General features: G+C 28.9%; 33 protein-coding genes. 29 read left to right on the top strand and 4 right to left on the bottom strand.

Going from position 1 to position 24,994, the window contains the following annotated elements; all coding sequences use genetic code 11:
• Positions 1-40 precede the first annotated feature (40 nt).
• The 21 genes from mqnP to purF all read left to right on the top strand — a co-directional run bounded on the left by mqnP (position 41) and on the right by purF (position 15,704).
• Entirely contained in the window at positions 41-919 is an 879-nt protein-coding gene (mqnP, locus tag CARM_RS07415; protein ID WP_139426206.1) for a menaquinone biosynthesis prenyltransferase MqnP, read from the top strand.
• Complete coding sequence (locus tag CARM_RS07410) at positions 910-1,413, top strand: hypothetical protein (protein WP_139426204.1); 504 nt, start codon at positions 910-912, stop codon at positions 1,411-1,413. Before mqnP ends, CARM_RS07410 begins: the two co-directional genes overlap by 10 nt.
• On the top strand, positions 1,406-1,927 hold the full coding sequence (locus tag CARM_RS07405; RefSeq protein WP_139426202.1) for a DUF6115 domain-containing protein: 522 nt from the start codon (positions 1,406-1,408) through the stop codon (positions 1,925-1,927). Before CARM_RS07410 ends, CARM_RS07405 begins: the two co-directional genes overlap by 8 nt.
• Before the next feature lie 9 nt (positions 1,928-1,936).
• The gene (gene moaA, locus CARM_RS07400) at positions 1,937-2,905 is read left to right on the top strand and encodes a GTP 3',8-cyclase MoaA (RefSeq protein ID WP_139426201.1); all 969 of its coding nucleotides are present in this window, start codon (positions 1,937-1,939) and stop codon (positions 2,903-2,905) included.
• Entirely contained in the window at positions 2,905-3,654 is a 750-nt protein-coding gene (locus tag CARM_RS07395) for a 7-carboxy-7-deazaguanine synthase QueE (RefSeq protein ID WP_139426199.1), read from the top strand. Before moaA ends, CARM_RS07395 begins: the two co-directional genes overlap by 1 nt.
• On the top strand, positions 3,651-4,235 hold the full coding sequence (locus CARM_RS07390) for a 6-pyruvoyl trahydropterin synthase family protein (RefSeq protein WP_139426197.1): 585 nt from the start codon (positions 3,651-3,653) through the stop codon (positions 4,233-4,235). The genes CARM_RS07395 and CARM_RS07390 overlap by 4 nt, the downstream gene beginning before the upstream one ends.
• Positions 4,235-4,432: a cytochrome C gene (locus CARM_RS07385; RefSeq protein WP_139426194.1), complete on the top strand. Its 198-nt coding sequence runs from the start codon at positions 4,235-4,237 to the stop codon at positions 4,430-4,432. Before CARM_RS07390 ends, CARM_RS07385 begins: the two co-directional genes overlap by 1 nt.
• Positions 4,433-4,434: 2 nt before the next feature.
• On the top strand, positions 4,435-4,866 hold the full coding sequence (locus CARM_RS07380) for a hypothetical protein (protein ID WP_139426192.1): 432 nt from the start codon (positions 4,435-4,437) through the stop codon (positions 4,864-4,866).
• Positions 4,844-5,506: a 16S rRNA (uracil(1498)-N(3))-methyltransferase gene (locus CARM_RS07375; protein ID WP_139426190.1), complete on the top strand. Its 663-nt coding sequence runs from the start codon at positions 4,844-4,846 to the stop codon at positions 5,504-5,506. The genes CARM_RS07380 and CARM_RS07375 overlap by 23 nt, the downstream gene beginning before the upstream one ends.
• 77 nt (positions 5,507-5,583) lie before the next feature.
• Positions 5,584-5,784, top strand: coding sequence for a 50S ribosomal protein L31 (gene rpmE / locus CARM_RS07370; protein WP_039668879.1), 201 nt, complete (start codon positions 5,584-5,586; stop codon positions 5,782-5,784).
• Positions 5,784-6,602 (top strand): 16S rRNA (cytidine(1402)-2'-O)-methyltransferase, encoded by an 819-nt coding sequence (gene rsmI, locus CARM_RS07365; protein WP_139426188.1) that lies wholly within the window; start codon positions 5,784-5,786, stop codon positions 6,600-6,602. The genes rpmE and rsmI overlap by 1 nt, the downstream gene beginning before the upstream one ends.
• 19 nt (positions 6,603-6,621) lie before the next feature.
• Positions 6,622-7,302 (top strand): TrmH family RNA methyltransferase, encoded by a 681-nt coding sequence (locus CARM_RS07360; RefSeq protein WP_139426186.1) that lies wholly within the window; start codon positions 6,622-6,624, stop codon positions 7,300-7,302.
• Positions 7,295-8,179 carry a hypothetical protein gene (locus tag CARM_RS07355; protein WP_139426184.1) on the top strand — a complete coding sequence of 295 codons (885 nt, stop codon included), beginning with the start codon at positions 7,295-7,297 and terminating at the stop codon, positions 8,177-8,179. The genes CARM_RS07360 and CARM_RS07355 overlap by 8 nt, the downstream gene beginning before the upstream one ends.
• Positions 8,170-8,979 carry a hypothetical protein gene (locus tag CARM_RS07350; RefSeq protein WP_328591426.1) on the top strand — a complete coding sequence of 270 codons (810 nt, stop codon included), beginning with the start codon at positions 8,170-8,172 and terminating at the stop codon, positions 8,977-8,979. Before CARM_RS07355 ends, CARM_RS07350 begins: the two co-directional genes overlap by 10 nt.
• 12 nt (positions 8,980-8,991) lie before the next feature.
• On the top strand, positions 8,992-10,194 hold the full coding sequence (locus CARM_RS07345; protein ID WP_139426180.1) for an LL-diaminopimelate aminotransferase: 1,203 nt from the start codon (positions 8,992-8,994) through the stop codon (positions 10,192-10,194).
• A gap of 1 nt (position 10,195) precedes the next feature.
• Positions 10,196-11,449: a homoserine dehydrogenase gene (locus tag CARM_RS07340; RefSeq protein ID WP_139426178.1), complete on the top strand. Its 1,254-nt coding sequence runs from the start codon at positions 10,196-10,198 to the stop codon at positions 11,447-11,449.
• Positions 11,449-11,787 carry a YraN family protein gene (locus CARM_RS07335; protein ID WP_139426176.1) on the top strand — a complete coding sequence of 113 codons (339 nt, stop codon included), beginning with the start codon at positions 11,449-11,451 and terminating at the stop codon, positions 11,785-11,787. Before CARM_RS07340 ends, CARM_RS07335 begins: the two co-directional genes overlap by 1 nt.
• Positions 11,788-11,837: 50 nt before the next feature.
• Positions 11,838-12,152 (top strand): thioredoxin, encoded by a 315-nt coding sequence (gene trxA, locus CARM_RS07330; RefSeq protein ID WP_139426174.1) that lies wholly within the window; start codon positions 11,838-11,840, stop codon positions 12,150-12,152.
• Between the two features lie 122 nt (positions 12,153-12,274).
• Positions 12,275-13,213, top strand: coding sequence for a thioredoxin-disulfide reductase (gene trxB / locus CARM_RS07325; RefSeq protein ID WP_139426173.1), 939 nt, complete (start codon positions 12,275-12,277; stop codon positions 13,211-13,213).
• A 421-nt stretch (positions 13,214-13,634) separates the two neighbouring features.
• Positions 13,635-14,363: a 4-hydroxy-tetrahydrodipicolinate reductase gene (dapB, locus tag CARM_RS07320; RefSeq protein ID WP_139426171.1), complete on the top strand. Its 729-nt coding sequence runs from the start codon at positions 13,635-13,637 to the stop codon at positions 14,361-14,363.
• Positions 14,364-15,704, top strand: coding sequence for an amidophosphoribosyltransferase (gene purF / locus CARM_RS07315; protein ID WP_139426169.1), 1,341 nt, complete (start codon positions 14,364-14,366; stop codon positions 15,702-15,704).
• Between the two features lie 3 nt (positions 15,705-15,707).
• On the opposite strand, the gene CARM_RS07310 is transcribed toward purF, so the two are convergent.
• From CARM_RS07310 to ilvE, 4 genes are read right to left on the bottom strand one after another with little or no spacing between them, the layout of a single operon-like run.
• Positions 15,708-16,238 (bottom strand): DUF2393 family protein, encoded by a 531-nt coding sequence (locus tag CARM_RS07310; protein ID WP_139426167.1) that lies wholly within the window; start codon positions 16,236-16,238, stop codon positions 15,708-15,710.
• Entirely contained in the window at positions 16,238-16,774 is a 537-nt protein-coding gene (locus tag CARM_RS07305; RefSeq protein ID WP_139426154.1) for a DUF2393 family protein, read from the bottom strand. Before CARM_RS07305 ends, CARM_RS07310 begins: the two co-directional genes overlap by 1 nt.
• A gap of 15 nt (positions 16,775-16,789) precedes the next feature.
• The gene (locus tag CARM_RS07300; RefSeq protein WP_139426152.1) at positions 16,790-17,860 is read right to left on the bottom strand and encodes a prohibitin family protein; all 1,071 of its coding nucleotides are present in this window, start codon (positions 17,858-17,860) and stop codon (positions 16,790-16,792) included.
• A 12-nt stretch (positions 17,861-17,872) separates the two neighbouring features.
• The gene (gene ilvE / locus CARM_RS07295; RefSeq protein WP_139426150.1) at positions 17,873-18,787 is read right to left on the bottom strand and encodes a branched-chain-amino-acid transaminase; all 915 of its coding nucleotides are present in this window, start codon (positions 18,785-18,787) and stop codon (positions 17,873-17,875) included.
• A 97-nt stretch (positions 18,788-18,884) separates the two neighbouring features.
• On the opposite strand from ilvE, the gene CARM_RS07290 reads away from it, so the two are divergent.
• The 8 genes from CARM_RS07290 (at position 18,885) to mreC (ending at position 24,910) form a co-directional block, all read left to right on the top strand.
• Positions 18,885-19,085: a tautomerase family protein gene (locus CARM_RS07290; RefSeq protein WP_139426148.1), complete on the top strand. Its 201-nt coding sequence runs from the start codon at positions 18,885-18,887 to the stop codon at positions 19,083-19,085.
• A gap of 3 nt (positions 19,086-19,088) precedes the next feature.
• Entirely contained in the window at positions 19,089-19,550 is a 462-nt protein-coding gene (gene bcp, locus CARM_RS07285) for a thioredoxin-dependent thiol peroxidase (protein WP_139426146.1), read from the top strand.
• Complete coding sequence (locus tag CARM_RS07280) at positions 19,544-20,617, top strand: epoxyqueuosine reductase QueH (RefSeq protein WP_139426144.1); 1,074 nt, start codon at positions 19,544-19,546, stop codon at positions 20,615-20,617. Before bcp ends, CARM_RS07280 begins: the two co-directional genes overlap by 7 nt.
• Before the next feature lie 68 nt (positions 20,618-20,685).
• On the top strand, positions 20,686-21,126 hold the full coding sequence (fabZ, locus tag CARM_RS07275) for a 3-hydroxyacyl-ACP dehydratase FabZ (protein WP_139426141.1): 441 nt from the start codon (positions 20,686-20,688) through the stop codon (positions 21,124-21,126).
• A complete protein-coding gene (gene lpxA / locus CARM_RS07270) occupies positions 21,126-21,917 on the top strand; it encodes an acyl-ACP--UDP-N-acetylglucosamine O-acyltransferase (RefSeq protein ID WP_139426139.1) in 792 nt (263 codons plus the stop codon). Before fabZ ends, lpxA begins: the two co-directional genes overlap by 1 nt.
• Positions 21,910-23,133, top strand: a complete 1,224-nt coding sequence (gene clpX / locus CARM_RS07265) for an ATP-dependent Clp protease ATP-binding subunit ClpX (RefSeq protein ID WP_139426137.1) — start codon at positions 21,910-21,912, stop codon at positions 23,131-23,133. Before lpxA ends, clpX begins: the two co-directional genes overlap by 8 nt.
• Positions 23,134-23,142: 9 nt before the next feature.
• Positions 23,143-24,180, top strand: coding sequence for a rod shape-determining protein (locus CARM_RS07260; protein WP_133389104.1), 1,038 nt, complete (start codon positions 23,143-23,145; stop codon positions 24,178-24,180).
• Positions 24,170-24,910: a rod shape-determining protein MreC gene (gene mreC, locus CARM_RS07255; protein ID WP_139426135.1), complete on the top strand. Its 741-nt coding sequence runs from the start codon at positions 24,170-24,172 to the stop codon at positions 24,908-24,910. Before CARM_RS07260 ends, mreC begins: the two co-directional genes overlap by 11 nt.
• Positions 24,911-24,994: the final 84 nt, after the last annotated feature.

The raw sequence follows: 24,994 nt of genomic DNA, 5'->3' as shown, positions 1-24,994 counted from the left end.
TTAGTAAAATCATAACAAAAATATATTATAAAGAGAAAAAATGCCTTTATTATTGAAAGAAAAATTAAAAGATATTTTAGATTTGATTGTTTTTAAGCATTCTATTTTTGCCTTACCATTTTTATTTGTTTCGATGTTGGTCGCCTCTGTTATTTTAAACAATAGCACTTGGTTTGGTTTTAAAGCTTTATTTTTAGGAATTATTTGTGCAGTAAGTGCAAGAAATTTTGCTATGGCGATTAATCGTTTAATGGATGAAGATATTGATAAAAACAATCCCCGTTGTGCAAATCGTCCTAATATTGATGGGCGTATAGGAAAAGTTAGTATTTTGCTGTTTATAATTTTAAATGCTATTGTTTTTGTTTTAACAAGCTATTTTATCAATAAATTAGCTTTTGCTCTTTCTTTACCGGTATTGTTTATTTTGACTATTTACTCAGCTTTTAAAAGATTTTCTTCTTTAGCGCATCTAGTTCTTGGTTTTTGTTTGGGACTTGCCCCTATTGCTGGTAGTATTGTGGTTTTGGGAAGTATAGAAATTTATAGTGTTATTTTATGTTTAGGTGTTACTTTTTGGACTGCTGGTTTTGATTTGCTTTATGCTTTACAAGATATGGAGTATGATAAAAAAACAGGCTTACATTCTATACCTGCTAAATTTGGACTCGAAGCAACTTTATTTATATCAGCGTTTTGTCATATTTTGGCTGTGCTTTTTTGGCTTTTATTTGTTTGGGTAGCTCCAACGGGAAATATTGCTTTTTTTGGTGTAATTGTTAGTGCTATAATTTTGTTTTTTGAGCATCGCATTGTTAGAAAAAATTTTGAAAAAATTGATAAAGCGTTTTTTACTTTAAATGGATATTTAAGTATAGTATTTTTTATTTTTATATGGGTTGATCTTTTATGGAGATAAAATTTTTCAAAAGTTCTTTAGAGCTTGAGTTTGAAGAGAGTAAGGAAAGATATGAGGAATTTTTGCAAGAGTATCTTTCAAGCAATAATTATGTTAATTTAAGTAAATGGAAAAAACTTGCATCACGGGTAGAATTTAGCGAAGGCGAGCAAATCATTTTTGATTTACTTATGGATATAAAGCAAGAATTGTATTTGATAAAAAATGATATTAATAAAACAAAATTATTTACAGATTTAAAATACAAGGCTTTTGTAATAGGTGTAAATTTTGCACATCTTCAATTTAAAGATAAATGTTTAAGGCAAGATGAAGATTATTATGCCAGATTTGAAATTAATGGTCAAAAAATTAGTATTTTTTTTAAAGCCTTAAATGAAAACGAGGCAAAAATTATACAGATAAAGGCTGAAGATGAGCTTGTGTATGACAATTTTGTAGCAAATATGCAAAGAACAATGATTAAGATTTTAAAGGAGCAAGAAAATGAATAGTGATTTGTTGTTATGGCTAGTTGTGGCTTTGTTGATTTTTGCTATATTTGCTTATATGATGATTAAAGAAAAAGAAAGTATTGCTAAAATTAATGAACTTGGTAAAATGATTGAAGATTTAAATAAGCAATATCATTATTTAAAAAAAGAAAGCTTAGATGAACAAGAGCAAGAGAAAGAAGAAATAGATATTGAAGTTATAAAAGAAGAATTAAAAGAAGAACTTTTACAAGTATTAGAACAAAAGATTAATCAAAATATCTTACCTATTTTAAGTGCTTTAAAAGAAGTAGAAGAAGTTATTGAAGAATTTCAAAACGAACAAAAAAATCGTTTATTAAATTTAGAGCAAAAAACCCAAAGTATTACAAAACTAAGTCCAAGTTATGATAATGAAGAGCAAAAAGTAATAGAGCTTTTTAATCAGAAAAAATCTATAGAACAAATTGCAAAAGACTTACGCATAGGTATGGGCAGAGTTGAGCTTATTTTAAAATTTAATAAGTTGATATAAAGGTATTTAATGCTAATAGATAGTTATGGGAGAGTGATTGATTATTTAAGAATTTCTGTAACACAAAGATGTAATTTTCGTTGTCTTTATTGTATGCCTAAAACCCCTTTTGAATGGAGTGCCAAAGAAAATCTTTTATCATTTGAAGAACTTTTTATGTTTGTAAAAGTTTGTATTGATGAGGGGGTTAATAAAATTCGAATTACTGGAGGTGAGCCTTTAGTGCGAAAAGATTTATATAAATTTATTGCTATGGTTAATGAGTATAAGCAAAATTTAGATTTAGCACTTACTACAAATGCTTCTTTGCTCAAACAGCAAGCAAAAAACTTAAGACAAGCTGGCTTAAAAAGAATTAATATTTCACTTGATACTTTAAAAGAAGAAGTAGCTTTTAAATTAGCCCAAAAGAATATACTTAAAGATGTATTAAGTGGCATTGAAGAAGCTTTGAAATTGGGATTTAATGTGAAATTTAATACCGTGGCACTTAAAGGAATTAACGATGGTGAATTTATAGAACTTTTGGACTTTGCAAAGGAAAGAAACTCTCAAATTCGTTTTATAGAATTTATGGAAAATTATCATGCCTATGGTGAATTAAAAGGATTAAAATCTGTAGAAATTTTAAAAATAATTGCTCAAAAATATTCTTTCAAAGAAGGAGAAAAAACTCCAAATGCTCCCGCAACTATTTATGAGCTTGAAGACGGATATAAATTTGGCATTATTGATCCACATAGTCATGATTTTTGTGATAGCTGTAATCGTATAAGACTTTCTGCTGAAGGGCTTTTGATCCCATGTTTATATTATGATGAGGCTTTAAGTATTAAAAAAGCTATACGCAATAAAGATATAGCTGGAGCTTGTGAAGTTTTAAGAACCGTGATTAAAAATAAATCAGAAAAAAATAGATGGACAGAAAACGAAAATAACCAAAGTTCTACAAGAGCCTTTTATCAAATAGGTGGATAATGGATATTGTTGAAACTTTTTTAAGCTTACAAGGCGAAGGAAAATATAGCGGGAATTTAGCTATTTTTATAAGATTTGCTGGATGTAATTTTAATTGTGTGGGTTTTGGTGTAAAAAAAGAAAAAAATTCTAAAATGCTTTTAGGTTGTGATACTATTAGAGCTGTTTTTACTAAAGAATTTAAATCTTGCTATAAAACATATACGGCTAAAGAGCTTTTCGATGAGGTTTTAAACTTATCTAATGCGTATAAACCTATTGTTGTAATTACCGGTGGAGAGCCTTTGTTGTATTATAAAGATAAAGAATTTTTAAATTTTATTAATGTGCTTTTGCAAAGTGGATTTAAAACGCATTTTGAAACTAATGCAAGTATTGAAGTTGATTTTGAAAAATATCCTTTATATAAAGAATGCTATTTTGCTTTAGGCGTAAAGCTTAGTAATAGTGGTGTAAAAAAAGAAAAAAGGATTAATGAAAAAGCTTTAAAAGCATTTAAAAACTATGCCAAGGATAGTTTTTATAAATTTGTTTTAGATAAGAATTTTTTACAAGAAAATAAAGCCTTAGAAGAAATTAATGAAATTTTACAAATTTGTGAAAATGAGGTATTTTGTATGCCTATGGGAGCAAATGAGTTAGAAATTTCTAAAAATGCCTTAAGTGTTGCTGAATTTTGTATAAAAAATGGATATAATTACTCTGATAGATTGCATATTAGAATTTGGGGAGACAAAGAAGGCGTATGATTATTAGAAAAATATTTGAATTTGAAAATGCTCATATTGTTAGATTTTGTAGTTCTAAAAGATGCAAAACAAGCATACATGGTCATTCTTATAAAGTAGAAATTTTGCTTGAGAGTAAATATCTTGATAATGCTGGAATGGTGTATGATTTTGGTTTATTGAAAGATGAAATAAAACAAATTATTGATAGTTTTGATCATGCCATCACTCTTTTTAAGGATGATGATAAAGCTTATTTAGAAGATATGAAAAAGCACTCACAAAGATGGGTGATTTTGCCTGTAAATGTAAGTGCAGAAAATTTTGTAAGAGTATTTTTTGTGCTTATCGACGCTTTGCTTTCTAAAACGAAAATGATTAATGGCGAACAAGGTGTTAGCTTGAAAAGCATTATAGTGCATGAAACAAGAACGGGATATGCACAAGGTTTTAAAGAAGATGCTTATAGTGATTTGTTGCCAAAAATTACCTTAGCAGATATTGAATTTTCAAGAGCTATTTGTGATGAATGGAAAGATAAAAATTTTTTTAAAAAATTGCAAGATGAAAGTTTTGTATTTATCAATAAAAAGGAGATATGATGAAGAAAGTTTTATTGATTATTCCGATTTTGTTTTTCTTTGCTTGCTCAAATGAAGAAAGCAAAAGTATAAAAAAAGAAGTGCAAACTGAGCAAGTTCAAATCGAACAGAGCGATTCTAATGTTATTATAGATGATGAAACACTTCCTATACCCGTAGATGATGATATAAAAGATGAAAATAGCACACAAGGATAGTGATGGATCAAAGTTATGAATTTTTTTTGGCATTGCATATATATAGTCTATATACAAGTGGTTTTTTGATGCTATTTTATTTATATTTAACTCAAAGTAGTTTTTCTCAAGAATTTATATTTATAAAAAGAATTCGTTTATTTTTACCAATTTATTATTTATTTTTAGCGATCACGCTTTTTACTGGAAGTTTGCTTTGGGCTTTAAAGCATTTTGAGTTTAGTCTATATATAATTTCTATGTGGATTTGCTGGATTTTTATTTTTGCTTTAGCTATTTATCAATTTATATTATTTAAAAAAGCAAGATTATTTAAGCGTTATGCTAAATTTAGATTCTTAAGCTTTTTTATTTTATGTTTGGGTATATTTTTACTTTTTGTGCCTTATTTACTTCAAAGGTTTTATTTTAATGCAATTTCTATATCATTCTAAAAGTGGTGATGCAAGCTTAGTGATAGATAATGAAGCTTTTTTGCATTTAAGAGCTAGAAGGATTAAAATTAACGACACATTGGTGCTTAAAAATCTAAAAGATTCTTTTGCTTATTATTATAAATGTATTGAAATTTCTAGACGATCGTGTGTGTTGAATTTGCAAGATAAGAAAGAAGAAAAACAAGAATTAAAATCATATATCCATCTAGCTTTAGCTGTAATAGATCCAAAGATTATAGAAAAAACTTTACCTTTTCTCAATGAGCTTGGAGTGGCAAAACTTTCTCTTGTTTATATGGATTATTCGCAAAAAAATTTTAAATTAGATTTTCAAAGAATGGAAAAAATTCTTATAGAATCATCTCAACAATGTGGCCGTGCTTCTTTGATGGAGCTTGAAATTTTTGAAAATTTTGACAAATTTGGACAAAAATACAATAATATAGTTTTGATTGATTTTGAAGGGGATGAGCTAACAAATTTTAATCCAAATAAATATGTATTTTTGATAGGTGCTGAAGGAGGATTTTCTCAAAAAGAAAAACAAAAAAATATAAAAAAAGCAAAATTGCATGCTAATTTTATACTTAAAGCACAAACAGCTCTTGTAGGGGTTGCTTCGAAATTTATAATTTAAAATAATGCTTAAATTTATCTAATTTTTATATAAAAATTTATATAATTACGCCTTAATGTTTTCAAAAAGGATAAACAATGAAGAAAGAAATTCACCCAGAATATGTAGAATGTAAAGTTAGTTGTGCTTGTGGAAATTCTTTTACTACTAAGTCAAATAAACCAGAAATTAAAGTAGATATTTGCTCAAATTGCCATCCATTTTTCACAGGTAGTGAAAAAATAGTAGATGCGGCAGGTCGTGTAGAGAAATTTAAGAAAAAATACGCAATGCAATAATGTTATATTTTATTCCTACACCTATAGGAAATTTAAACGATATTTCTTTTCATTCTTTAGAAATTTTACAAAAATGCAGACTCTTTTTATGTGAAGATACAAGAGTTTGCAAAACTTTAATCCACTTACTTAATGAAAAATTTAATTTAGAAATTACACCTCAAAAATATTTACCTTTACACACTCACAATGAAAAGGATTTTTTGGCTAATATAGATGAGAATTTTTTCGAACAAGATATTGCGTATTTAAGCGATGCTGGTATGCCAGGTATTAGCGATCCAGGACAATTTTTAATCGAATATGCTATAAAAAATAATATTAGTTATGAGATTTTATCTGGTTCAAATGCTGCTTTACTTGCTTTAGTTTCAAGTGCTCTTTGTAAAAAAGAATTTATTTTTATGGGATTTTTGGCTAATAAAAATCCACAAAGACAAAAAGATGTTGAGAGATTAATGCTTAATCCTTATCCTAGTATAGTTTATGAAGCACCTACAAGAATATTTAATTTGATAGAAGAAATTGTTAAAATAGATCCTTTAAGAGAAATTTTTATCATAAAAGAAGCTACAAAAAAATTTGAAAGTAAATTTAGATCAAGTGCTTTAAAAGTATTAAAAAGATTAAAAACAATGAATTTGCGTGGAGAATGGTGTGTAGTAGTTGATGCAAGGGAAAAAGAATTTATCCAAAACACTATATGTGAGCAAGATATTTATGAGCTTGATTTGCCCTTGAAGATAAAAGCTAAGTTGCTTTCAAAAATTAATGCAAAATCTCCAAAAGAAAATTATCAAAAACTGCTTTTAAGTTGATTTTGGCTATTATTAAAAAATGATAGTATATGGAAAACAAGTGTTTTTTTATATTTTAGAAAAACACAAAGATAAAATTAATGAAATTTATTTAGCAAAAGAATGTGAAAAGTCTGAATTTTCCAAGATAGCTAAAGTATCCAAAAAGATTAAAAAGCTTGATTTTAAAGCTGCACAAAGTTTGGCAAGAGGTGGAAACCATCAGGGCTTTTTAATGGATATTAAAGATTTTGAATTTAGCTCTTTTGAAAGTTTAAAAGATAAAGATTTTATAACCATTTTATATAACATTAGTGATGTGGGAAATATAGGTGCTATTGTTCGCAGTGCTTATGCTTTGGGCGTTGATGGAGTGATTATAGTAGCAAAAAATGTTGCAATAGACGGGGTTATACGAGCAAGTAGTGCTGCTGCTTTGGATATGAAGATAGTTTTAAATGATGATATTTTAAGCATGATAAATGAGTTAAAACAAAAAGGTTTTTATATCTATGCTAGTGCAAGCGGAGGTAGTGATATACACACTATCAAGGCCAAAGATAAAAAAGTTTTGATTATGGGAAGTGAAGGTTTTGGCATAGCGCCAAAGGTGCTTAAAAGAAGTGATGAATGTGTAGGTATAAAAATGCACAATGATTTTGATAGTTTAAATGTTAGTGCAGCATTTGCAATACTTTGCGATAGGATGAAAAATGGATAGTTGGAAAAAATTAGAAGATTTAAATTTATTAGAAGTTCAAAAAAGAACACAAATAGAAATAGCTTGCCTTGAATATATCATCAAAAAAGATTTTAAGTCTTTATCCCGTTTTAATGTAAATGGTTTCATTAAAATTTTACAAAGAGAATATGAGCTTGATTTTTCTAATTTTTTAGAAGAATACCATACATATTTAGAAGAAAATGGTATAGAGAGGAAAAATCATGTGCATATTTCACCTAGGATGAATTCATATACCAAAGAAGGTTCTAGTATTTGGTATATTGTGATCATAGTAGTAGCGCTTTTAATAGTAGCTTTAGCTTGGGGTGTTTCAAGATTTTTTCAAAGCTCTATAGATGAAAATATTACTAATGTTTTAAATCAAGAACAAATTATATTAGAAGAAACAAATGATATAAATAGTACAAAAACACTTAATTTTTTCGCAGATGATGTTTCTATTGTAAATGATAATAATGAAACAAATACAAGTATTGAGATCTTAATGCCCTTAGATGAAAACAATACAAAATTAAATGAAGTTACAGAAAGTAATTCTACGCTTGATTTTGATAATAATGAAAATGTAGTTAGTGAAAGTATTATAAAACCAAATGCTGAACTTTGGATTGGTATGGTAGATTTAAAAACTTTTAAGAAAAATTCTATGACTATAAAAAATGATTATGTGTTGCCTTTAGATAAAGATATGCTAATTACTACAGGACATGCTGCCTTTACTTTAAACGATGAGAGTAATAAAACTTTGGAATTTAAAAATGGCATATCTAAGTTTTTAATGATTAAAAATGGTAAGATTAAACAAATTACAAAAGCTGAATTTATAAAAGAAAATAGAGGGAAATTATGGTAAAAATTTTTATATTTTCTATTTTTTTATCTCTCAATGCATTTGCTTTAAGTGCTTTAGAAGTAGCAAAACATATTGTAAATGATAATTCTAAGGATACAAAATTAGAACTTTTGTTTGCTAGAAATGATTATAAAGATGAACGCGGCAATGTGGATATTCACACTATTTCGCAAATTTTAAAAACTAACTCTTTGGCAAATTTTATACTTAATGAACCAAAAACCTTGACTTTTAGTTTTAAAGCACAAGCTGACTCTGTCTTGTTTTTTAAAACTATTAATGATACTTTAAATGAATTAGGTTATGTATATTTTATACCTATTGAGCTGACATTAAGAGAAAACTACATTACTTATAAATTAGCTGTTGATTCTCAATATATGCTAGATCCAGGAATATTTTACAAAGCTTTGCTTTCAAGTTCCGTGTTTATCAAAGATATTTCTAAAATTTCAGAGTTAAATTATGAATATGAATTAGATTTTTCAAAAGCAAAACCAAAAATTAACACTCAAATTTCTTTAAATACTATCACTCAACTTAATAAACCTTTAAGAGAGTATGTTATTGATTTGCAAGGTGCTAAAGGTATAGAGCTAAGTGCTCATAATCTTGATTCGTGGTTTTGTAAAATACAATTTTTAGATAAAAATTTAAATTTTATTCAAGGTGTAGAAAATACACACAAACAAAATGAAATAAGTGTAAGTATTCCTCTAGGTGCAAAATATGCTATTATAGGGGATATGTTTAGCCTTGATAATATCAAAAGGGGTTTAAAAATTTATTTAAGACGCTAAAAAGGATGGAAAATGTTTGAGGAAATTCATTTTAATACTATAGAAAGACTTCCAAATTATGTTTTTGCCGAAGTTAATGCGATTAAAATGGCAGCAAGAAGAGCTGGAGAGGACATAATTGATTTTTCTATGGGAAATCCTGATGGAAAAACCCCACAACATATTATAGATAAGCTTTGTGAAAGTGCCAATAAAGACAAAACTTCTGGTTATTCTGCTTCTAGTGGAATTTATAAATTAAGACTTGCAATTTGCAATTGGTATAAAAGAAAATATAATGTTGATTTAGATCCCGAAAGTGAAGTTGTTGCTACTATGGGTTCTAAAGAAGGTTTTGTAAATTTAGCAAGAGCTGTGATAAATCCTGGCGATGTAGCTATTGTCCCAACACCTGCTTACCCTATACACACTCAAGCTTTTATTATAGCAGGTGGTAATGTAGCGACCATGAAATTTGATTTTAATGAAAATTATGAATTGAACGAGAATACATTTTTTGAAAATTTACAAAAAACATTACATGAGAGTATTCCTCGCCCAAAATATGTAGTGGTAAATTTTCCACATAATCCTACAACAATTACGGTGGAAAAAAGTTTTTATGAAAGATTAGTGTCTATGGCAAAAAGAGAAAGATTTTATATTATTTCTGATATTGCTTATGCAGATTTGACTTTTGGATCTTATAAAACTCCTTCTATTCTTGAAGTTGAAGGTGCTAAAGATGTAGCAGTAGAGACCTATACACTTTCAAAATCTTATAATATGGCAGGTTGGCGTGTGGGCTTTGTAGTAGGAAATAAACGCTTGATTGGAGCTTTGAAAAAAATCAAATCTTGGTTTGATTATGGTATGTATACGCCTATACAAGTAGCTGCTACTATAGCTTTAGATGGAGATCAAACTTGTGTTGAAGAAATTAAGAGTGTTTATGCCAAAAGATTAGATGTTTTGATTGAAGCTTTTGGACAAGCTGGATGGAATTTAAAAAGACCAAATGCTAGTATGTTTGTTTGGGCAAAATTACCTCAAAATAAAATTCATCTTGGTAGTATGGAATTTTCCAAACAACTTTTACAAAAAGCAAATGTTGCGGTAAGTCCTGGAGTTGGTTTTGGTGAAGCGGGTAATGAATATGTGAGAATAGCCTTAATAGAAAATGAAAATCGCATTCGCCAAGCTGCAAGAAATATTAAAAAATATTTAAGAGAATAAAATGAAAGTTGCAATTTTAGGTTATGGCACTGTAGGAAGTGCTGTTGTAGAAACTTTATTGAAAAATCAAGATTTAATTAAAGCAAGATGTGATGAAGAAATCATTCCTGTAATAGCTCTAGCAAGAAGTCCAAAAAAAAATGCTTTGATTCCTGTAGTATGTGATATTGATGAAATTTTAGAGCGTGAAGATATTGATGTATTTGTAGAATTAATGGGTGGTATAGATTTGCCTTTTGAGTTAATTTCAAAGATATTAAAAAGAAAAAAAGCTGTAATTACTGCTAACAAAGCTTTGTTAGCTTATCATCGTGATGAACTTGAAAAATTAGCACAAGATACAGCTTTTGGATATGAAGCAAGTGTGGCGGGTGGAATTCCTATTATTAAAATTCTAAAAGAAGGTTTAAGTGCTAATAATATTTTTTCTATTAAAGGTATTTTAAACGGAACGAGTAATTATATTTTAAGCAAGATGGCAGAAGATAATGCTAAATTTCAAGAAGTATTAAAGAAGGCTCAAGAATTAGGATATGCTGAGGCTGATCCAACTTTTGATATAGAAGGTTATGATGCCGCACATAAACTTTTGATTTTAGCAAATATTGCTTATGGACTAAGAGTAAAGCCTGAGGATATTTTAATTGAGGGTATTAGCAGAGTAAGCGATGAAGATATTTATTTTGCAAAAGAATTTGAATATACCATAAAACATTTGGGTATTGCCAAAATTAAAGATGAAAAAATAGAATTAAGGGTTCATCCTGCTATGCTAGATAAAGATAAAATGCTAGCAAAAGTTGATGGAGTAATGAATGCTATTAGTGTTTATGGAGATATTTTAGGTGAAAGTTTGTATTATGGAGCAGGAGCTGGAGGAAAAGCAACTGCAAGTGCTGTTATAGCAGATTTAATTGATATAGCAAGAAAAGAAAAAAATAGTGCTATTTTTGGATATTTAAATGATACTTCTTATAAACTTTTAGATAAAGATGAAATTTATACAAGATATTATTTAAGATTAAAAGTACTAGATAAAATTGGAGTTTTATCAAAAATCACACAATTGATGAGCGAACATCAAATTTCAATTGATACTTTTTTACAAAAATCCAAAAAAGAAAAAGAAGATTGTAGCACTTTGTTTTTTATTACTCATCAAACTTATGAAAAAAATATACAAATTTTAATTCAAAAACTTAAAGAGCAAGAATTTATTAAAAGTGATATTTTTATGATGAGAATAGAAGATTAATGGCGCTTATAGAGTATCTTTTTGGCAAAAAAGGAGAGGATTTAGCTTGTGAATATCTCAAAAACCAAGGATTTGAAATTTTAAAAAGAAATTTTCATTCTAAATTTGGAGAAATTGATATTATTGCTAGAAAAGATAAGATTTTGCATTTTATAGAAGTTAAAAGCACACAAGGAAATTATGAGGTAGCTTATAGGCTTGATTTAAAAAAGTATAACAAAATTATTAAAGCTATAAAATATTACTTTATGAAACATGAAAGTGAAGAAAATTATCAATTAGATTTACTTTGTGTATATAAAGATGATATAAAACTTTTAGAGAATATTAGTTATTAAGAGAATATTTATTCTAATTCAATAAAATTTGTAAAAATAAAGGAGAAAAAATGGGAAAATATATTGATTTAACAACTGAAAATTTTGCTCAAGCAAAAGAAGGTGTAGCTTTAGTTGATTTTTGGGCTCCATGGTGTGGACCTTGTAGAATGCTTGCCCCTGTTATTGATGAGCTTGCAAATGATTTTGATGGTAAAGCCAAGATTTGTAAAGTAAACACAGATGAGCAAGGTGATTTAGCAGCTCAATTTGGTGTAAGATCTATACCTACTATCATTTTCTTTAAAGATGGTGAAATTGTAGATCAGCTAGTTGGTGCTCAATCAAAACAAGCCTTATCAGATAAATTAAACTCGCTTTTGTAATTTCAAAAAGCCACCTAAGGTGGCTTCTTACTATATTTTTTACTATTTAATAATTTTTATTATTTATAATTAAAGAAAAATTTGTATAATAACTGCAAATAAAATTATCAAGGAAAAATATTATGTTAGATTTAGCTATTATAGGTGGTGGTCCTGCTGGATTAAGTGCTGGTTTATATGCTACAAGAGGTGGTTTGAAGAATGTCGTTATGTTTGAAAAAGGTATGCCAGGAGGACAAATTACTTCAAGTTCTGAAATAGAAAATTATCCAGGAGTTGCACAAGTTTTAGATGGAATTTCTTTTATGGCTCCTTGGAATGAACAATGTATGCGTTTTGGTTTAAAACATGAAATGGTTGGAGTTGAACAAGTTTTTAAAAATTCAGATGGTAGTTTTACTATAAAACTTGAAGGTGGAAAAAATGAACAAGCAAAAGCTGTTATTGTTTGTACAGGATCTACGCCGCGTCGTGCTGGTTTTAAGGGTGAAGATGAATTTTTTGGTAAGGGTGTAAGTACTTGTGCAACTTGTGATGGGTTTTTTTACAAAAATAAAGAAGTGGCAGTTTTAGGTGGTGGTGATACTGCTTTAGAAGAAGCATTGTATCTAGCTAATATTTGTTCAAAAGTATATTTAATCCACAGAAGAGATGAATTTAGGGCAGCACCTTCAACTGTAGAAAAAGTAAAAAACAATAATAAAATAGAATTAATCACCAATGCAATAGTTGATGAGGTATGTGGTGATAATATGGGTGTGAATAAAGTTAAAATAGTATTTAACGATGGCTCTAAAAGAGAACTTAATGTACCTGGGATTTTTACTTTTGTTGGTTTAAATGTTAGAAATGAAATTTTAAAACAAGATAATGGTGAGTTTTTGTGTGTAATGGAGGAAGGTGGTCAGGTAAATGTGGATCTTAAAATGCAAACAAGCATCGCGGGATTATTTGCAGCAGGTGATTTAAGAAAAGATGCACCAAAACAAGTAATATGTGCAGCAGGCGATGGAGCAGTCGCAGCACTTAGTGCTTTAGCGTATATTGAAAGCTTGCATTGATTTTTCATATAAACTTCACAAAAAAATAATTAAGATTCTCCTAGAAAAATTAAGGAGAATCTAAAATGAAAAGATACTAATTCTAAGCACAACTTTAGCACTAATAGCTAGTGCAAATATTACACAGCAAAATGTTAATTCATATCAACAAAATATATCTTAACATAATCCTTATACAAAATCTTTATGAGCTTTCTAAAAAAGTTATTATGGATAAAACAAAAATCTTTTCTAGAGCTTTTATTATGGATGTAGATTGTGAATGCTTTGGATATAAAATTAATTAAACAATAATATGAAAAGATTTTTTAATAGAAATGGAAATTTTTAGATTAAAAATGGAATGATTATTTAAAATTGTTATTTGCTTTTAAATAAATTAACGCTACAATTTCTTAAAATCTAAAAGGTGAGTTTTATAATGATTAATATCGGAATTCATGGAAGTAATGGGCGTATGGGGACGCAAATAAGACTTTGTCTAGAAAATGATGAACAAGCAAAAATTAATTCTTTATTTGATCAAGGATCAGATTATGAAGATTTTTTTAATAAATGTGATGTGATTATAGATTTTTCAACTCCAAAGGGTTGTGAAGATTTGCTTTTGTATGCAAGGAGTAACCCAAAACCATTAGTAATAGGAACAACTGGTTTAGATGTTAAACAAAATGAATTGATGCAAAGCGCAAGTATTACTATGCCCATTCTTTATGCGACTAATATGTCTTTAGGGATAGCTGTTTTAAAAAAACTTTCTTATTTAGCTAGTCAGACTTTAAAAGATTTTGATATAGAAATACTAGAAATGCACCATAATAAGAAAAAAGACGCACCAAGTGGAACCGCAATGACTTTAGCCCAAAGTGTTGCTAAAGCTAGAAATTTGGATTTAGAAAAGGTTAGAGTTAGTGGTAGAGATGGAATGGTTGGACAAAGAAGTAAGGAAGAAATTGCAGTCATGAGTTTAAGAGGCGGTGATATAGTAGGCTCTCATAGGGTTGGTTTTTATAATGAGGGTGAATTTATAGAATTAAATCATACGGCTACTTCAAGGGCAACTTTTGCAAAAGGTGCAATTAAATGTGCAAAATGGTTAGTTTCTCAAGAAAATGGTTTATATGATATAGATGATTGTTTAGGAATTTAAATGTGTGCAGTAGTTGGAGTAATTAATTCAAAAAATGCAAGTACTGTGGCTTATTATGCTTTATTTGCTATGCAACATCGTGGACAAGAAGCAAGTGGAATTAGTGTAAGTGATGGTTTGAATATAAAAACTTATAAAGCTAAAGGCGAAGTAGGACAAATTTTTAATACTCAAATTTTAGCAGGATTAAAAGGTGAGATAGCCATTGGGCATAATCGTTATTCTACTGCTGGAAATTCTTCCTTACATGATGCACAACCTATTGCTGCGACTTGTTCTTTGGGTGATATTTCTTTGGTGCATAATGGTAATTTAATCAACAAGGAAAAAGTGAGAAAAGAGCTTATTGATAATGGTGCAATTTTTCACTCAAATATGGATACAGAAAATGTAGTGCATTTAATAGCTAAAAGCAAAAAAGAAACTTTGAAAAATAGATTTATAGAGAGTTTAAAGCAAAATAAGGGTGCATATTGCTTTATACTAGCTAGCAAAAATCAACTTTTTGTGGTAAGAGATCCATATGGTGTTAGACCATTGTCTTTGGGAAGATTAAAAGATGGTGGATATATTGTAGCAAGTGAAACTTGTGCTTTTGATTTGATAGAGGCTGAATTTATTCGTGATGTAAAACCAGGTGAGATGTTGATTTTTACACAAGGTAGTGATGAGTTTGAAAGTATTCAAGTTTTTGATCAAGTTGATCCGAGAATTTGTGCGTTTGAATATATTTATTTTGCTAGACCAGATAGTATTATAGAAGGTAAAAGCGTATATGAAATACGCAAAAAAATGGGTGAAACTTTAGCTAAGAAATTTAAAGAAAAAGTAGATTTTGTGGTTCCTGTGCCTGATAGTGGAGTGAGTGCTGCTATAGGCTTTGCACAACATTTAAAAATTCCGCTTGAAATGGCAATAGTAAGAAATCATTATGTGGGAAGAACTTTTATAGAGCCAACTCAAGAAATGAGAAATTTAAAAGTAAAACTCAAATTAAATCCTATGAAAAAAGTTTTAGAGGGTAAAGACATAGTGGTAATTGATGATAGTATAGTAAGAGGAACTACTTCCAAAAAAATAATTACACTTTTAAAGCAAGCAGGCGCAAGAAAAATCCATTTAGCTATAGCTTGTCCTGAGATTAAATTTCCTGATATATATGGTATAGATACACCTACATTCGAGGAATTAATCTCTGCAAATAAAAATATAGAAGAGGTTAAAGAATATATTGGTGCAGATAGTTTAACATTTTTGGATATTGATGAGCTAGTTTCAAGTATAGGCGATGAAAGAAAATATTCTTTAATTAGTTTTGATGGAGATTATTTTATTAAATAATCTCTATTTGCATTTTAGTTGTTTAAAAATTTTATAACTTTGGAAATGAGGTGGTAATGCTACTTCAAAAGAAAAATCTTTATATGTATGGCCTGGTAATTGACTCGCAATATTAATATTATAAGAAACATCTCTTTGTTGTTGATTTGCTTTCTTTATACTATTAAAATTTTGTTGATTGAAAATTTCACCACTAACTTCGTGTTTTTTATTATCATCTATAATTCTAAGTTCCAAATAGCATTTAGAAATTTTAAAATTGGTATCGTTGGTTACCCTACCTTTAATAATAATGCTTTCATTTGCTAGGCGTCTATAGGTTGAAAAATTACTTAAACTTGCTTTTTTTGTATATTGATCTATGGTTAGTAATAGAGATATGGTTAAAATCAAAGCAAGTATAAAACTAACTATACAAAATATAATCATATATTTTTTATTTTGAACTTTTAAGTAAATTAAAACCCAAGTTAATGCAGTAGAAGCTAACATGATAAAAACAATTAAAAAATGAAAAAATGTAAAATATCCCATCAGAAACACTTTGAATTTATTTTTATATCAAAATTTTGACCATCTTTAAAATCGGAAAATTTTGTTTTTAGATTGATAGTTTGATCTGGCTTTATCGTTTTTTCTATAAAAGTTGATTTAGTTCTTATGGGTTTTAAAGTGTATAGTATATTTTGCAAAGTGTTATTATTGTCGAGTTTTTTAAATACTGCAACTTTTAATTTGCAGTATTTAAAGCTTTTTTTGGAAGTATTTGTCAAGCTGTAATTAATACTTAGCGAATTATCATATACAAAAAATTGTGCACTATCTAAACTTGCAATTCTAGATCTAACTTTAGTGTCAATTAAAAAATATCCTAAATAAGCAATACTTGCAGAACATAAAATACCTAAAAAAATAACAATAAAGGCAAAAGTTGGTTTATTTCTAATGATTAAAGCGGTAAATAAAGTGATAATGAAAAAAAATATAACTAAAGCCATTAGTAAAAAATCAATTAAGTGCAAATGAGTGGTATAAAAAATCATTTGCTCTCGAATATGTTGAATATTCATTATCACTCTTTAAATTTAATTTGCTATAGAACTTGTTCTTTTGCTATCCTTGCTATCTACCCATATATTTGGAACGGCTCCACCAGGTGTTAAGAAAATTTTAGCATCTTTATTTACTTTAAGAGCTTCGTTAAATTGTTTTTGGGTTTCAATTTGTTTTAAATCAAGTAAAGGATTATTTAAGCTTTTTGCTATTTCTCTATTTGAATAGGCTTGTGCATCAGCTTCAATTTTCACAGCACTTGCTCTACCTTTAGCACTAATAATGGTTGCATTTGCCTCCCCTTCAGCTAAAGCTGCTTTTTTCAGTGCTTCTTGGTTAGCTCTTTCAACCTCATACTTAGTTCTTTCAGCTTCTTGTTTAGCAATTTGAACTCTTTCTATTTGCTCTTTTACTTTAATAGGTAAGATAATTTCTCTAAGTTGAACAGCTTGAAGTTCAGCAGGTTCGTTTGGTTGGCTTTCTATAGTTTTTCTAATGCCTTGATCAATTTGTACTGCTATGGTATTGCGATTTGTTGGAAGCTCTTCAGCGGTATATTGACCTACAACATTTCTAACCACATCTCTAACTACTGGATCAATAATTTTATTTTCCCAGTTAAGTCCCCATGTAGCAATTGTTTGAGGGACTTGTAAAGGATTTAATCTATATTGAACTGTTACATCAATAGATACAGGCAAACCTCTTGAATCAAGTACTGAAATACTATTTTTATTTACAACTCCAGATCCTATTTGTAAATTTTCATTCACACCTTCAATGGAAGCATAATTAATTTGTCTTACTCTTGTATCTATAATAGTAATTTTTTGCAATACTGGCATAAAAAAATGAAGTCCTGGTTCAAGTGGAGTAGGGCTATATTTACCTGTAGTAGATTTTATCCCCATTTCACCTGAATTAACGATTGCAAATGGCTTAAAAAGTACAAAAACTAAAATAATTGTAATTGCACTATAAATAAGTGGAGAAAATTTTCCAAAACCTTTAAAATTAAATTCTGGAGTTTTAAAATTTAAGTTTTGCTTATTATTGCTTTGATTGTTTTTTTTATTAAAATAATCATTCAAATCAGCTGGCATTTAATTCCTTTGTTAAATATAAGTTAGCATTGAAGCGTATTTTTCATTGCGTCCATAAACTACATCAAAATACGCATTTTGAAGCTTTGTTGTTAGCTCACCTCTTTTTCCATTGCCTATAATCCTTGCATCTATATTATTAATCGGTGTTATTTCTGCTGCGGTTCCTGTGAAAAATGCTTCATCGGCTACATAAACTTCATCTCTTGAAATTCTTTGACGCATCACATTTATACCTAGATCGTGTGCAATTTTTAAAACCATATCTTGAGTGATACTTTTTAATGAAAAATCATTTGGCGGAGTGATTAATTTACCATCTTTAACCATAAAAAAACATTCACCTGTTCCTTCTGCTATAAAACCTTCTTCATCAAGCATTAATGCTTCTTCATATCCTGCTTCGATAGCTTCATACTTAGCCATTTGAGAATTTAGATAATTTGCACTTACTTTTGCCTTACCGAGGCTAGATTTTATGCTATTTCTAGCAAAGGAAGAAATTTTAACCTTAATACCTTTTTCTAAGCCTTCTTCGCCTAAATACGCACCCCATTCCCAAGCAGCAATAGCCACTCTAACAGGAGCTTTGGCATGATAAACCCCCATAGTTCCATCGCCTAAAAAGATTAATGGGCGCAAATAGGTGTTGTTTTGAAAATCATTTGCTTTCAAAAGTTCAATTTGTGCATTTTCAAGCTCTTCTTGAGAAAAAGGAGAGTTGATTAAAGTGATTTTTGCAGACTCTAAAAGTCTTTTGGTGTGCTCTTTTAATCTAAAAATTGCTAAACCATTTTGTGTTTTATAAGCTCTTGTTCCTTCAAAAACCGCATTTGCATAGTGTAATGAATGTGTTAGAACATGGATTTTTGCATCATCAAAATCAATGATTTTTCCATCCATCCAAATTTTTTTTGCCCTAATCATAAGTAAGCCTTTATCAAAAATAAAACTAATTTTATCAAAAATATACTAATAATTGCTAGAATATAGTAAAATTATTTATTTAAAGCAAGGAAAAACAATGCCAATTGTAAATATTAAATTAGCTAAACCAGAATTTAGTAAAGCACAAAAAGAAGAGTTGATAGCAGATATCACAGAGCTTTTGCATATAAAATATAATAAGCCAAAACAAAATATAGTTATAATGCTTGAAGATATAGAACCTTATAATATCGCTTTTGGTGGTGAAAATGTAGAAAAATTAAGATCGAAAGGTTAAAAAATGAAAGAATTGCAAATTGGTGATAAAGCTCCATTTTTTGAACTTTTAAATCAAGATAGCGTAAAAATTTCTTTGAGTGATTTTTTGGGCAAAAAGATTATCTTGTATTTTTATCCAAAGGATAATACTCCAGGTTGCACTACAGAATCTTGTGAATTTAGTCAAAATTATGAAAATTTTTTAGAGCAAAATGCTGTGATTATAGGTATTAGCCCAGATAGTGTAAAATCACATGAAAATTTTATAAAAAAATATGATTTAAAACATACTTTGTTGAGTGATAGTGAAAAAGAAATTTGTAAGCTCTATGGCGTGTGGGGTTTAAAGAAAAATTACGGAAAAGAGTATGAAGGGCTTATAAGATCTACTTTTGTAATTGATGAAAATGGAAATATTACAAAAATTTATAAAAATGTAAAAGTTAAAGATCATGCTACTAGGGTATTAAAAGAATTATGCTAGTGCATATTTGTTGTAGTGTCGATAGTCATTATTTTATACAAGAATTAAGCAAGGCTTACCCTAATGAGAAAATTATAGGTTATTTTTATGATCCAAATATTCATCCATATAGTGAATATGAGCTTAGATTTTTAGATGTTAAACGCAGTTGTGATAAACTAGGTATTAAACTTTATAAGGGTGAATATGAGTATGAAAAATGGCTTGAGAGTGTAAAGGGTTATGAAGATGAACCTGAAAAAGGTGCAAGATGTCAAATTTGCTTTGATTTTAGAATACAAAAAAGCGTTGAATTTGCCCAAAAAATAGGAGAAAAAAAACTAACAACAACGCTTTTGACTTCTCCTAAAAAAAATTTAGAGCAATTAAAACTAGCATTGCAAAGAGAATGTGATAAATTTGATATAGAGTTTTTAGCACCTGATTTTAGAAAAAATGGAGGCACGCAAAGACAATTTGCCTTAGCTAAGCAAGATATGCTTTATCATCAAAATTATTGCGGATGTATCTACGCACTTTCTAAACAAAAAAATCAAAAAGCTTTTATAGATGAACTTATGAATCCTATAAATAAACAAATATTACCTTCAAGTATAGAAGAAAAAATAAATTTTTACAATCAAGTAAAAAATTTAGAAAAAAAGGGTATTAAATTTGAAATTCAAAGAGAGAAATTTTTAAATTATCGTTTGCTAAAAGCATTAATAAAAGAAAATAAAAATGCTATAAAAGCTTATGTTTTATTTTATTCACATTTTAAAAATTCTTATACTAAATTTAGTATTTTAGATGAAGGACTAAAACACTATAAAAGTGTAAAAGATGAGATTAATTTATGGAGTTTTGAGTATTTTAATGCTTTGTGTAAAATGAAATTTAAAGATTTTGATGAGTTTTTACAAAATCCTTTAAAAATAGGACAAGAAATTAAAATAAGACAAAAGTATTTTGGTGCTTATGATCTTTCTCCGGTGATTATTGTGAAAAATATTGTTAAAGGCACTTATGAATTCATGGCAAAAAGTGAAATTTATTTTGATATAAAAGAAAAGATTGTGAAGTTATAAAACTTAATTAATTTATTAATATTTTTTTTGTAAAATCTAAATTTTGAATATATTTTAAGGCTAAATTTATGATAGATGTAATGCAAATTCAAAAAATTTTACCACATAGGTATCCATTTTTACTTGTAGATAAAATTGTAGAACTAAAAAATAAAGAAATTGTTAGAGGTTATAAAAATATTAGTATAAGTGATCATATTTTCATGGGACATTTTCCAGGTCATCCAATTTATCCAGGTGTATTAATTTTAGAGGGTATGGCACAAACTGGAGGAGTTTTAGCATTTGAAAGTATGGATGATAAAGTAGATCCAAGCACTAAAGTGGTTTATTTTACTGGAATCGATAATGCTAAATTTAGAAATCCTGTGCGTCCGGGTGATAGGCTTGATTATGAAATGAGTGTGGTAAAAAATCGCGGAAATATGTGGATTTTCCAAGGAAAAGCTTTTGTAGATGGACAATTAGTTGCAGAAGCTGAACTTAAAGCTATGATAGTAGATAAATAATGAGTAAAATTCATCCAAGTGCGGTTATAGAAGATGGTGCTATTATAGCAGATGATGTTATAGTGGAAGCTTATGCTTATGTTGGAAAAAATGCAAATATAGGTGCAAATACTATTATCAAACAAGGCGCAAGAATTTTACCTAATGTAAGTATAGGTGAAAATTCTAAAGTTTTTTCTTATGCTATAGTTGGAGACATCCCGCAAGATATATCTTATAAAGATGAGATAAACTCAGGTGTTATTATAGGTAAAAATGCAGTAATTCGAGAATTTGTTACAATAAATTCAGGCACAGCAAAAGGAGATGGCTTTACAAGAATAGGTGATAATGCTTTTATCATGGCTTATTCACATATTGCACATGATTGTACTTTGGGAAACAATATCATTTTAGCAAATAATGCTACTTTAGCAGGTCATGTAGAACTTGGAGATTATACCGTAGTGGGTGGGCTTACTCCGATACATCAATTTGTAAAAGTGGGTGAGGGGTGTATGATAGCAGGTGCTAGCGCACTTTCTCAAGATATAGTGCCATTTTGTTTGGCTGAGGGAAATCGTGCAAGTATCAAAAGCTTAAATTTGGTAGGTATTAGAAGACGCTTTGATAAAGAAGAAGTAGATACTTTAAGTAAGGCTTTTAAATTTTTATTCAGACAAGGAAATCTAAAAGATAATGCTTTAAGTTTATTAGAAAGTACTTCTAGTGAAAATGTAAAAAAAATGTGTAATTTTATCTTAGAAACAAAAAGAGGAATTCCTATATACAAGGAAAAAAACCATGGTTAAAAGATGTAGTTTTTGTAATGAAATAGAAACAAGTGAAAGAAGAATTTTAGTAAATGATTATAATAACGCTTTTATATGCGAATATTGTGCTGAAAGTGCTTGTAATATTTTTTTTGGAGAAGAAAAAGAGTTAAAAAATAAAGAAGTAGATAAAGAAGATTTTAAAGATATTACTCCTAAGGAGTTAAAAGCATATTTAGATAAATATGTCATCGGTCAAGATAGAGCTAAAAAAATCTTTAGCGTGGGTGTTTATAATCACTATAAAAGACTTTTTAGATCTGACTTAGAAGATGATGATACAGAATTAGCAAAATCAAATATTTTATTAGTAGGTCCAACAGGAAGTGGAAAAACTTTACTAGCGCAGACTTTAGCAAGATTTTTAGATGTTCCTATAGCAATTTGTGATGCGACTTCTTTAACTGAAGCAGGTTATGTGGGAGAAGATGTTGAGAATATCCTTACTCGTCTTTTACAAGCTGCTGATGGAGATGTGCAAAGAGCTCAAAAAGGGATTATATTTATTGATGAGATAGATAAAATCGCAAGAATGGGTGAAAATCGCTCCATTACAAGAGATGTAAGTGGTGAGGGTGTGCAACAAGCTTTACTTAAAATCATCGAAGGATCTTTAGTAAATATCCCACCAAAAGGTGGTAGAAAACACCCAAATCAAGATTTTATACAAATAGATACTACTAATATTTTATTTGTATGTGGTGGGGCTTTTGATGGCATTAGTGATATCATTAAAAGAAAACTAGGCGATAATGTCATGGGCTTTTTTACTGATGATAAAAAAGATGAAAAAGAAGCCTTGCTTCAAAGATTAGAGCCTGATGATTTAGTGCATTTTGGATTGATTCCAGAGCTTATAGGAAGATTGCATGTTTTAGCTTCTTTAGAAGAGCTTGATGAAGAAAGTATGGTTCGTATTTTAACAGAGCCAAAAAATGCTATTATTAAACAATATCAAAAACTTTTTGCTATTGATAATGTGGAATTAAAATTTGAAGATGATGCTTTAAGAGAAATCGCAAAATTATCACTTGAGAGAAAAACAGGTGCTAGGGGATTGCGAAGTATTATCGAAGAATTGATGGTTGATTTAATGTTTGAATTGCCAGAGTATAATGGTTATACTATAGTAATTACAAAAGAAGTGATTAAAGAAGGTGCCAAGCCTTTATTTATAAAAAATAAGAAAAGTTGAGGATAAATAATGATTTTAGATCAAATAATTGGATTCTTTTCAAGTGATATGGGGATAGATTTAGGTACTGCAAATACTTTAGTTTTAGTAAAAGATAAGGGTATAGTGATTGATGAACCATCGGTTGTTGCAGTAGAGCGCGAAAGATATGGAAGGGTTAAAATCTTAGCAGTTGGAAAAGAAGCTAAAGAAATGGTAGGAAAAACCCCAGGTAATATCGAAGCAATCCGTCCTATGAAAGATGGAGTTATTGCAGATTTTGATATGACTGAAAAAATGATCCGTTATTTTATAGAAAAAACTCATAGAAGAAAATCTTTTTTAAGACCTAGAATTATTATTTCAGTGCCTTATGGTTTAACTCAAGTTGAAAGAAAAGCAGTTAGAGAGAGTGCTTTAAGTGCAGGTGCTAGAGAAGTATTTTTGATAGAAGAACCTATGGCAGCAGCTATTGGTGCAAATTTACCAATCAGAGAGCCTCAAGGGAGTTTGGTGGTCGATATTGGTGGTGGTACAACTGAAATTGGTGTTACTTCTTTAGGCGGACTTGTAATATCAAAATCAATTCGCACAGCTGGTGATAAGCTTGATACTAGTATAGTAAATTATGTAAAAGAAAAATATAATCTTGTAATAGGTGAGCGAACCGGTGAAGAGATAAAAATAGCTATAGGTTCAGCAGTTCAGCTTCCAAAAGAACTTTCTATGGTAGTTAAGGGTCGTGATCAAGTAACAGGTTTATTAAATAGAATCGAACTGACTAGTGAAGATGTAAGAGAAGCTATGCGTGAGCATTTAAAAGAAATTGCTGATGCTTTAAAAATTGTTCTTGAGATGATGCCACCTGATCTTGCGGCTGATATTGTTGAAAATGGTGTTGTTTTAACAGGCGGTGGAGCTTTGATACGCGGACTTGATAAATATTTATCAGAAGTTGTAAAACTTCCAGTATATGTAGCAGATGAACCACTTTTAGCAGTTGCAAAAGGCACAGGTAAAGCTTTAGAAGAAATTTCATTATTACATCAGCTAACGAATGAAGAGTAAAATCTTTAGCGTATTAATTTTATCTTTTTTGGTATTTGTTTCGTTTTATTATGGAGATATAATAAAACGAAATGTCTTAAATTTAAATACTATTATTGTAAATTATTTCTCACAAAGCATTGATCTTTTAGATAATAAATTCAATGAGCATTTTAATCAAGCTCAAGAAATTAGAAATTTAAGAGAAAGAAATGCTGAGCTTGAAAAAAATAATATCTATATGAAAAATTTTGCTAATGAATTAAATAATCTTTTAAGTGATAAAAATTCAAGTTTTTATTATCCTAATGTTAGTTTGGTTAAAGCAAGTTCTTATGCACAAATTAGTGATTATCATAAAGTATGGCTTGATATTGATTATAAAGGAAAAATCAAAGGTTTGATTTATAATGGCTATACAGCAGGAATTGTAATAGAAAAAAATGGTAGAGCTTTAGGTCTTTTGCTTGGTGATGAAGAATGTGTATTTTCTGTTTTTATAGGTAGGGAACAAGTGCCAGGTATTGCTCATGGTAGAAATGATTATATAATAGTTAAATATATCCCTAAATGGCTAGAGCTTAAAATGGGGGAAAAGGTTTATACAAGTGGTTTGGATGAGATTTTCTTTTCAGGAATTCCTGTTGGGGAAATTTTTAAAATAGAAGAAGAAGGTGCTTATCAAAATGCTTATGTTAAGCCTTATGTAAAAATGAAAGTACCAAGTTATTTTTATATGGTAGAAAATTAATTTTTAGCTATTTATTTTTGTAAATTTTAACTTCTAAAAAACTTATATTTGTTATAATTTAGTTGAAAATTCAGCTTAGGAAAA

Origin of the sequence: Campylobacter armoricus (assembly GCF_013372105.1) — a bacterium.
GTDB lineage: Bacteria > Campylobacterota > Campylobacteria > Campylobacterales > Campylobacteraceae > Campylobacter_D > Campylobacter_D armoricus.
The sequence above is the reverse complement of the archived record's forward strand: the minus strand, read 5'-3'. Positions and strand labels throughout refer to the sequence as shown.

What these genes read in the sequence shown, in the direction of transcription:
- CARM_RS07260 (WP_133389104.1), top strand. Translation starts at nt 23,143, where the DNA reads ATGATTTTAGATCAAATAATTGGATTCTTTTCAAGTGATATGGGGATA.
- CARM_RS07405 (WP_139426202.1), top strand. Translation starts at nt 1,406, where the DNA reads ATGAATAGTGATTTGTTGTTATGGCTAGTTGTGGCTTTGTTGATTTTT.
- dapB (WP_139426171.1), top strand. Translation starts at nt 13,635, where the DNA reads ATGATTAATATCGGAATTCATGGAAGTAATGGGCGTATGGGGACGCAA.
- bcp (WP_139426146.1), top strand. Translation starts at nt 19,089, where the DNA reads ATGAAAGAATTGCAAATTGGTGATAAAGCTCCATTTTTTGAACTTTTA.
- CARM_RS07355 (WP_139426184.1), top strand. Translation starts at nt 7,295, where the DNA reads ATGGATAGTTGGAAAAAATTAGAAGATTTAAATTTATTAGAAGTTCAA.
- purF (WP_139426169.1), top strand. Translation starts at nt 14,364, where the DNA reads ATGTGTGCAGTAGTTGGAGTAATTAATTCAAAAAATGCAAGTACTGTG.
- rsmI (WP_139426188.1), top strand. Translation starts at nt 5,784, where the DNA reads ATGTTATATTTTATTCCTACACCTATAGGAAATTTAAACGATATTTCT.
- mqnP (WP_139426206.1), top strand. Translation starts at nt 41, where the DNA reads ATGCCTTTATTATTGAAAGAAAAATTAAAAGATATTTTAGATTTGATT.
- CARM_RS07335 (WP_139426176.1), top strand. Translation starts at nt 11,449, where the DNA reads ATGGCGCTTATAGAGTATCTTTTTGGCAAAAAAGGAGAGGATTTAGCT.
- mreC (WP_139426135.1), top strand. Translation starts at nt 24,170, where the DNA reads ATGAAGAGTAAAATCTTTAGCGTATTAATTTTATCTTTTTTGGTATTT.
- CARM_RS07280 (WP_139426144.1), top strand. Translation starts at nt 19,544, where the DNA reads ATGCTAGTGCATATTTGTTGTAGTGTCGATAGTCATTATTTTATACAA.
- CARM_RS07410 (WP_139426204.1), top strand. Translation starts at nt 910, where the DNA reads ATGGAGATAAAATTTTTCAAAAGTTCTTTAGAGCTTGAGTTTGAAGAG.
- CARM_RS07395 (WP_139426199.1), top strand. Translation starts at nt 2,905, where the DNA reads ATGGATATTGTTGAAACTTTTTTAAGCTTACAAGGCGAAGGAAAATAT.
- lpxA (WP_139426139.1), top strand. Translation starts at nt 21,126, where the DNA reads ATGAGTAAAATTCATCCAAGTGCGGTTATAGAAGATGGTGCTATTATA.
- fabZ (WP_139426141.1), top strand. Translation starts at nt 20,686, where the DNA reads ATGATAGATGTAATGCAAATTCAAAAAATTTTACCACATAGGTATCCA.
- CARM_RS07385 (WP_139426194.1), top strand. Translation starts at nt 4,235, where the DNA reads ATGAAGAAAGTTTTATTGATTATTCCGATTTTGTTTTTCTTTGCTTGC.
- CARM_RS07375 (WP_139426190.1), top strand. Translation starts at nt 4,844, where the DNA reads ATGCAATTTCTATATCATTCTAAAAGTGGTGATGCAAGCTTAGTGATA.
- CARM_RS07340 (WP_139426178.1), top strand. Translation starts at nt 10,196, where the DNA reads ATGAAAGTTGCAATTTTAGGTTATGGCACTGTAGGAAGTGCTGTTGTA.
- CARM_RS07345 (WP_139426180.1), top strand. Translation starts at nt 8,992, where the DNA reads ATGTTTGAGGAAATTCATTTTAATACTATAGAAAGACTTCCAAATTAT.
- moaA (WP_139426201.1), top strand. Translation starts at nt 1,937, where the DNA reads ATGCTAATAGATAGTTATGGGAGAGTGATTGATTATTTAAGAATTTCT.
- rpmE (WP_039668879.1), top strand. Translation starts at nt 5,584, where the DNA reads ATGAAGAAAGAAATTCACCCAGAATATGTAGAATGTAAAGTTAGTTGT.
- CARM_RS07290 (WP_139426148.1), top strand. Translation starts at nt 18,885, where the DNA reads ATGCCAATTGTAAATATTAAATTAGCTAAACCAGAATTTAGTAAAGCA.
- CARM_RS07360 (WP_139426186.1), top strand. Translation starts at nt 6,622, where the DNA reads ATGATAGTATATGGAAAACAAGTGTTTTTTTATATTTTAGAAAAACAC.
- CARM_RS07390 (WP_139426197.1), top strand. Translation starts at nt 3,651, where the DNA reads ATGATTATTAGAAAAATATTTGAATTTGAAAATGCTCATATTGTTAGA.
- CARM_RS07380 (WP_139426192.1), top strand. Translation starts at nt 4,435, where the DNA reads ATGGATCAAAGTTATGAATTTTTTTTGGCATTGCATATATATAGTCTA.
- trxB (WP_139426173.1), top strand. Translation starts at nt 12,275, where the DNA reads ATGTTAGATTTAGCTATTATAGGTGGTGGTCCTGCTGGATTAAGTGCT.
- clpX (WP_139426137.1), top strand. Translation starts at nt 21,910, where the DNA reads ATGGTTAAAAGATGTAGTTTTTGTAATGAAATAGAAACAAGTGAAAGA.
- ilvE (WP_139426150.1), bottom strand. Translation starts at nt 18,787, where the DNA reads ATGATTAGGGCAAAAAAAATTTGGATGGATGGAAAAATCATTGATTTT.
- CARM_RS07300 (WP_139426152.1), bottom strand. Translation starts at nt 17,860, where the DNA reads ATGCCAGCTGATTTGAATGATTATTTTAATAAAAAAAACAATCAAAGC.
- CARM_RS07310 (WP_139426167.1), bottom strand. Translation starts at nt 16,238, where the DNA reads ATGGGATATTTTACATTTTTTCATTTTTTAATTGTTTTTATCATGTTA.
- CARM_RS07305 (WP_139426154.1), bottom strand. Translation starts at nt 16,774, where the DNA reads ATGAATATTCAACATATTCGAGAGCAAATGATTTTTTATACCACTCAT.
- trxA (WP_139426174.1), top strand. Translation starts at nt 11,838, where the DNA reads ATGGGAAAATATATTGATTTAACAACTGAAAATTTTGCTCAAGCAAAA.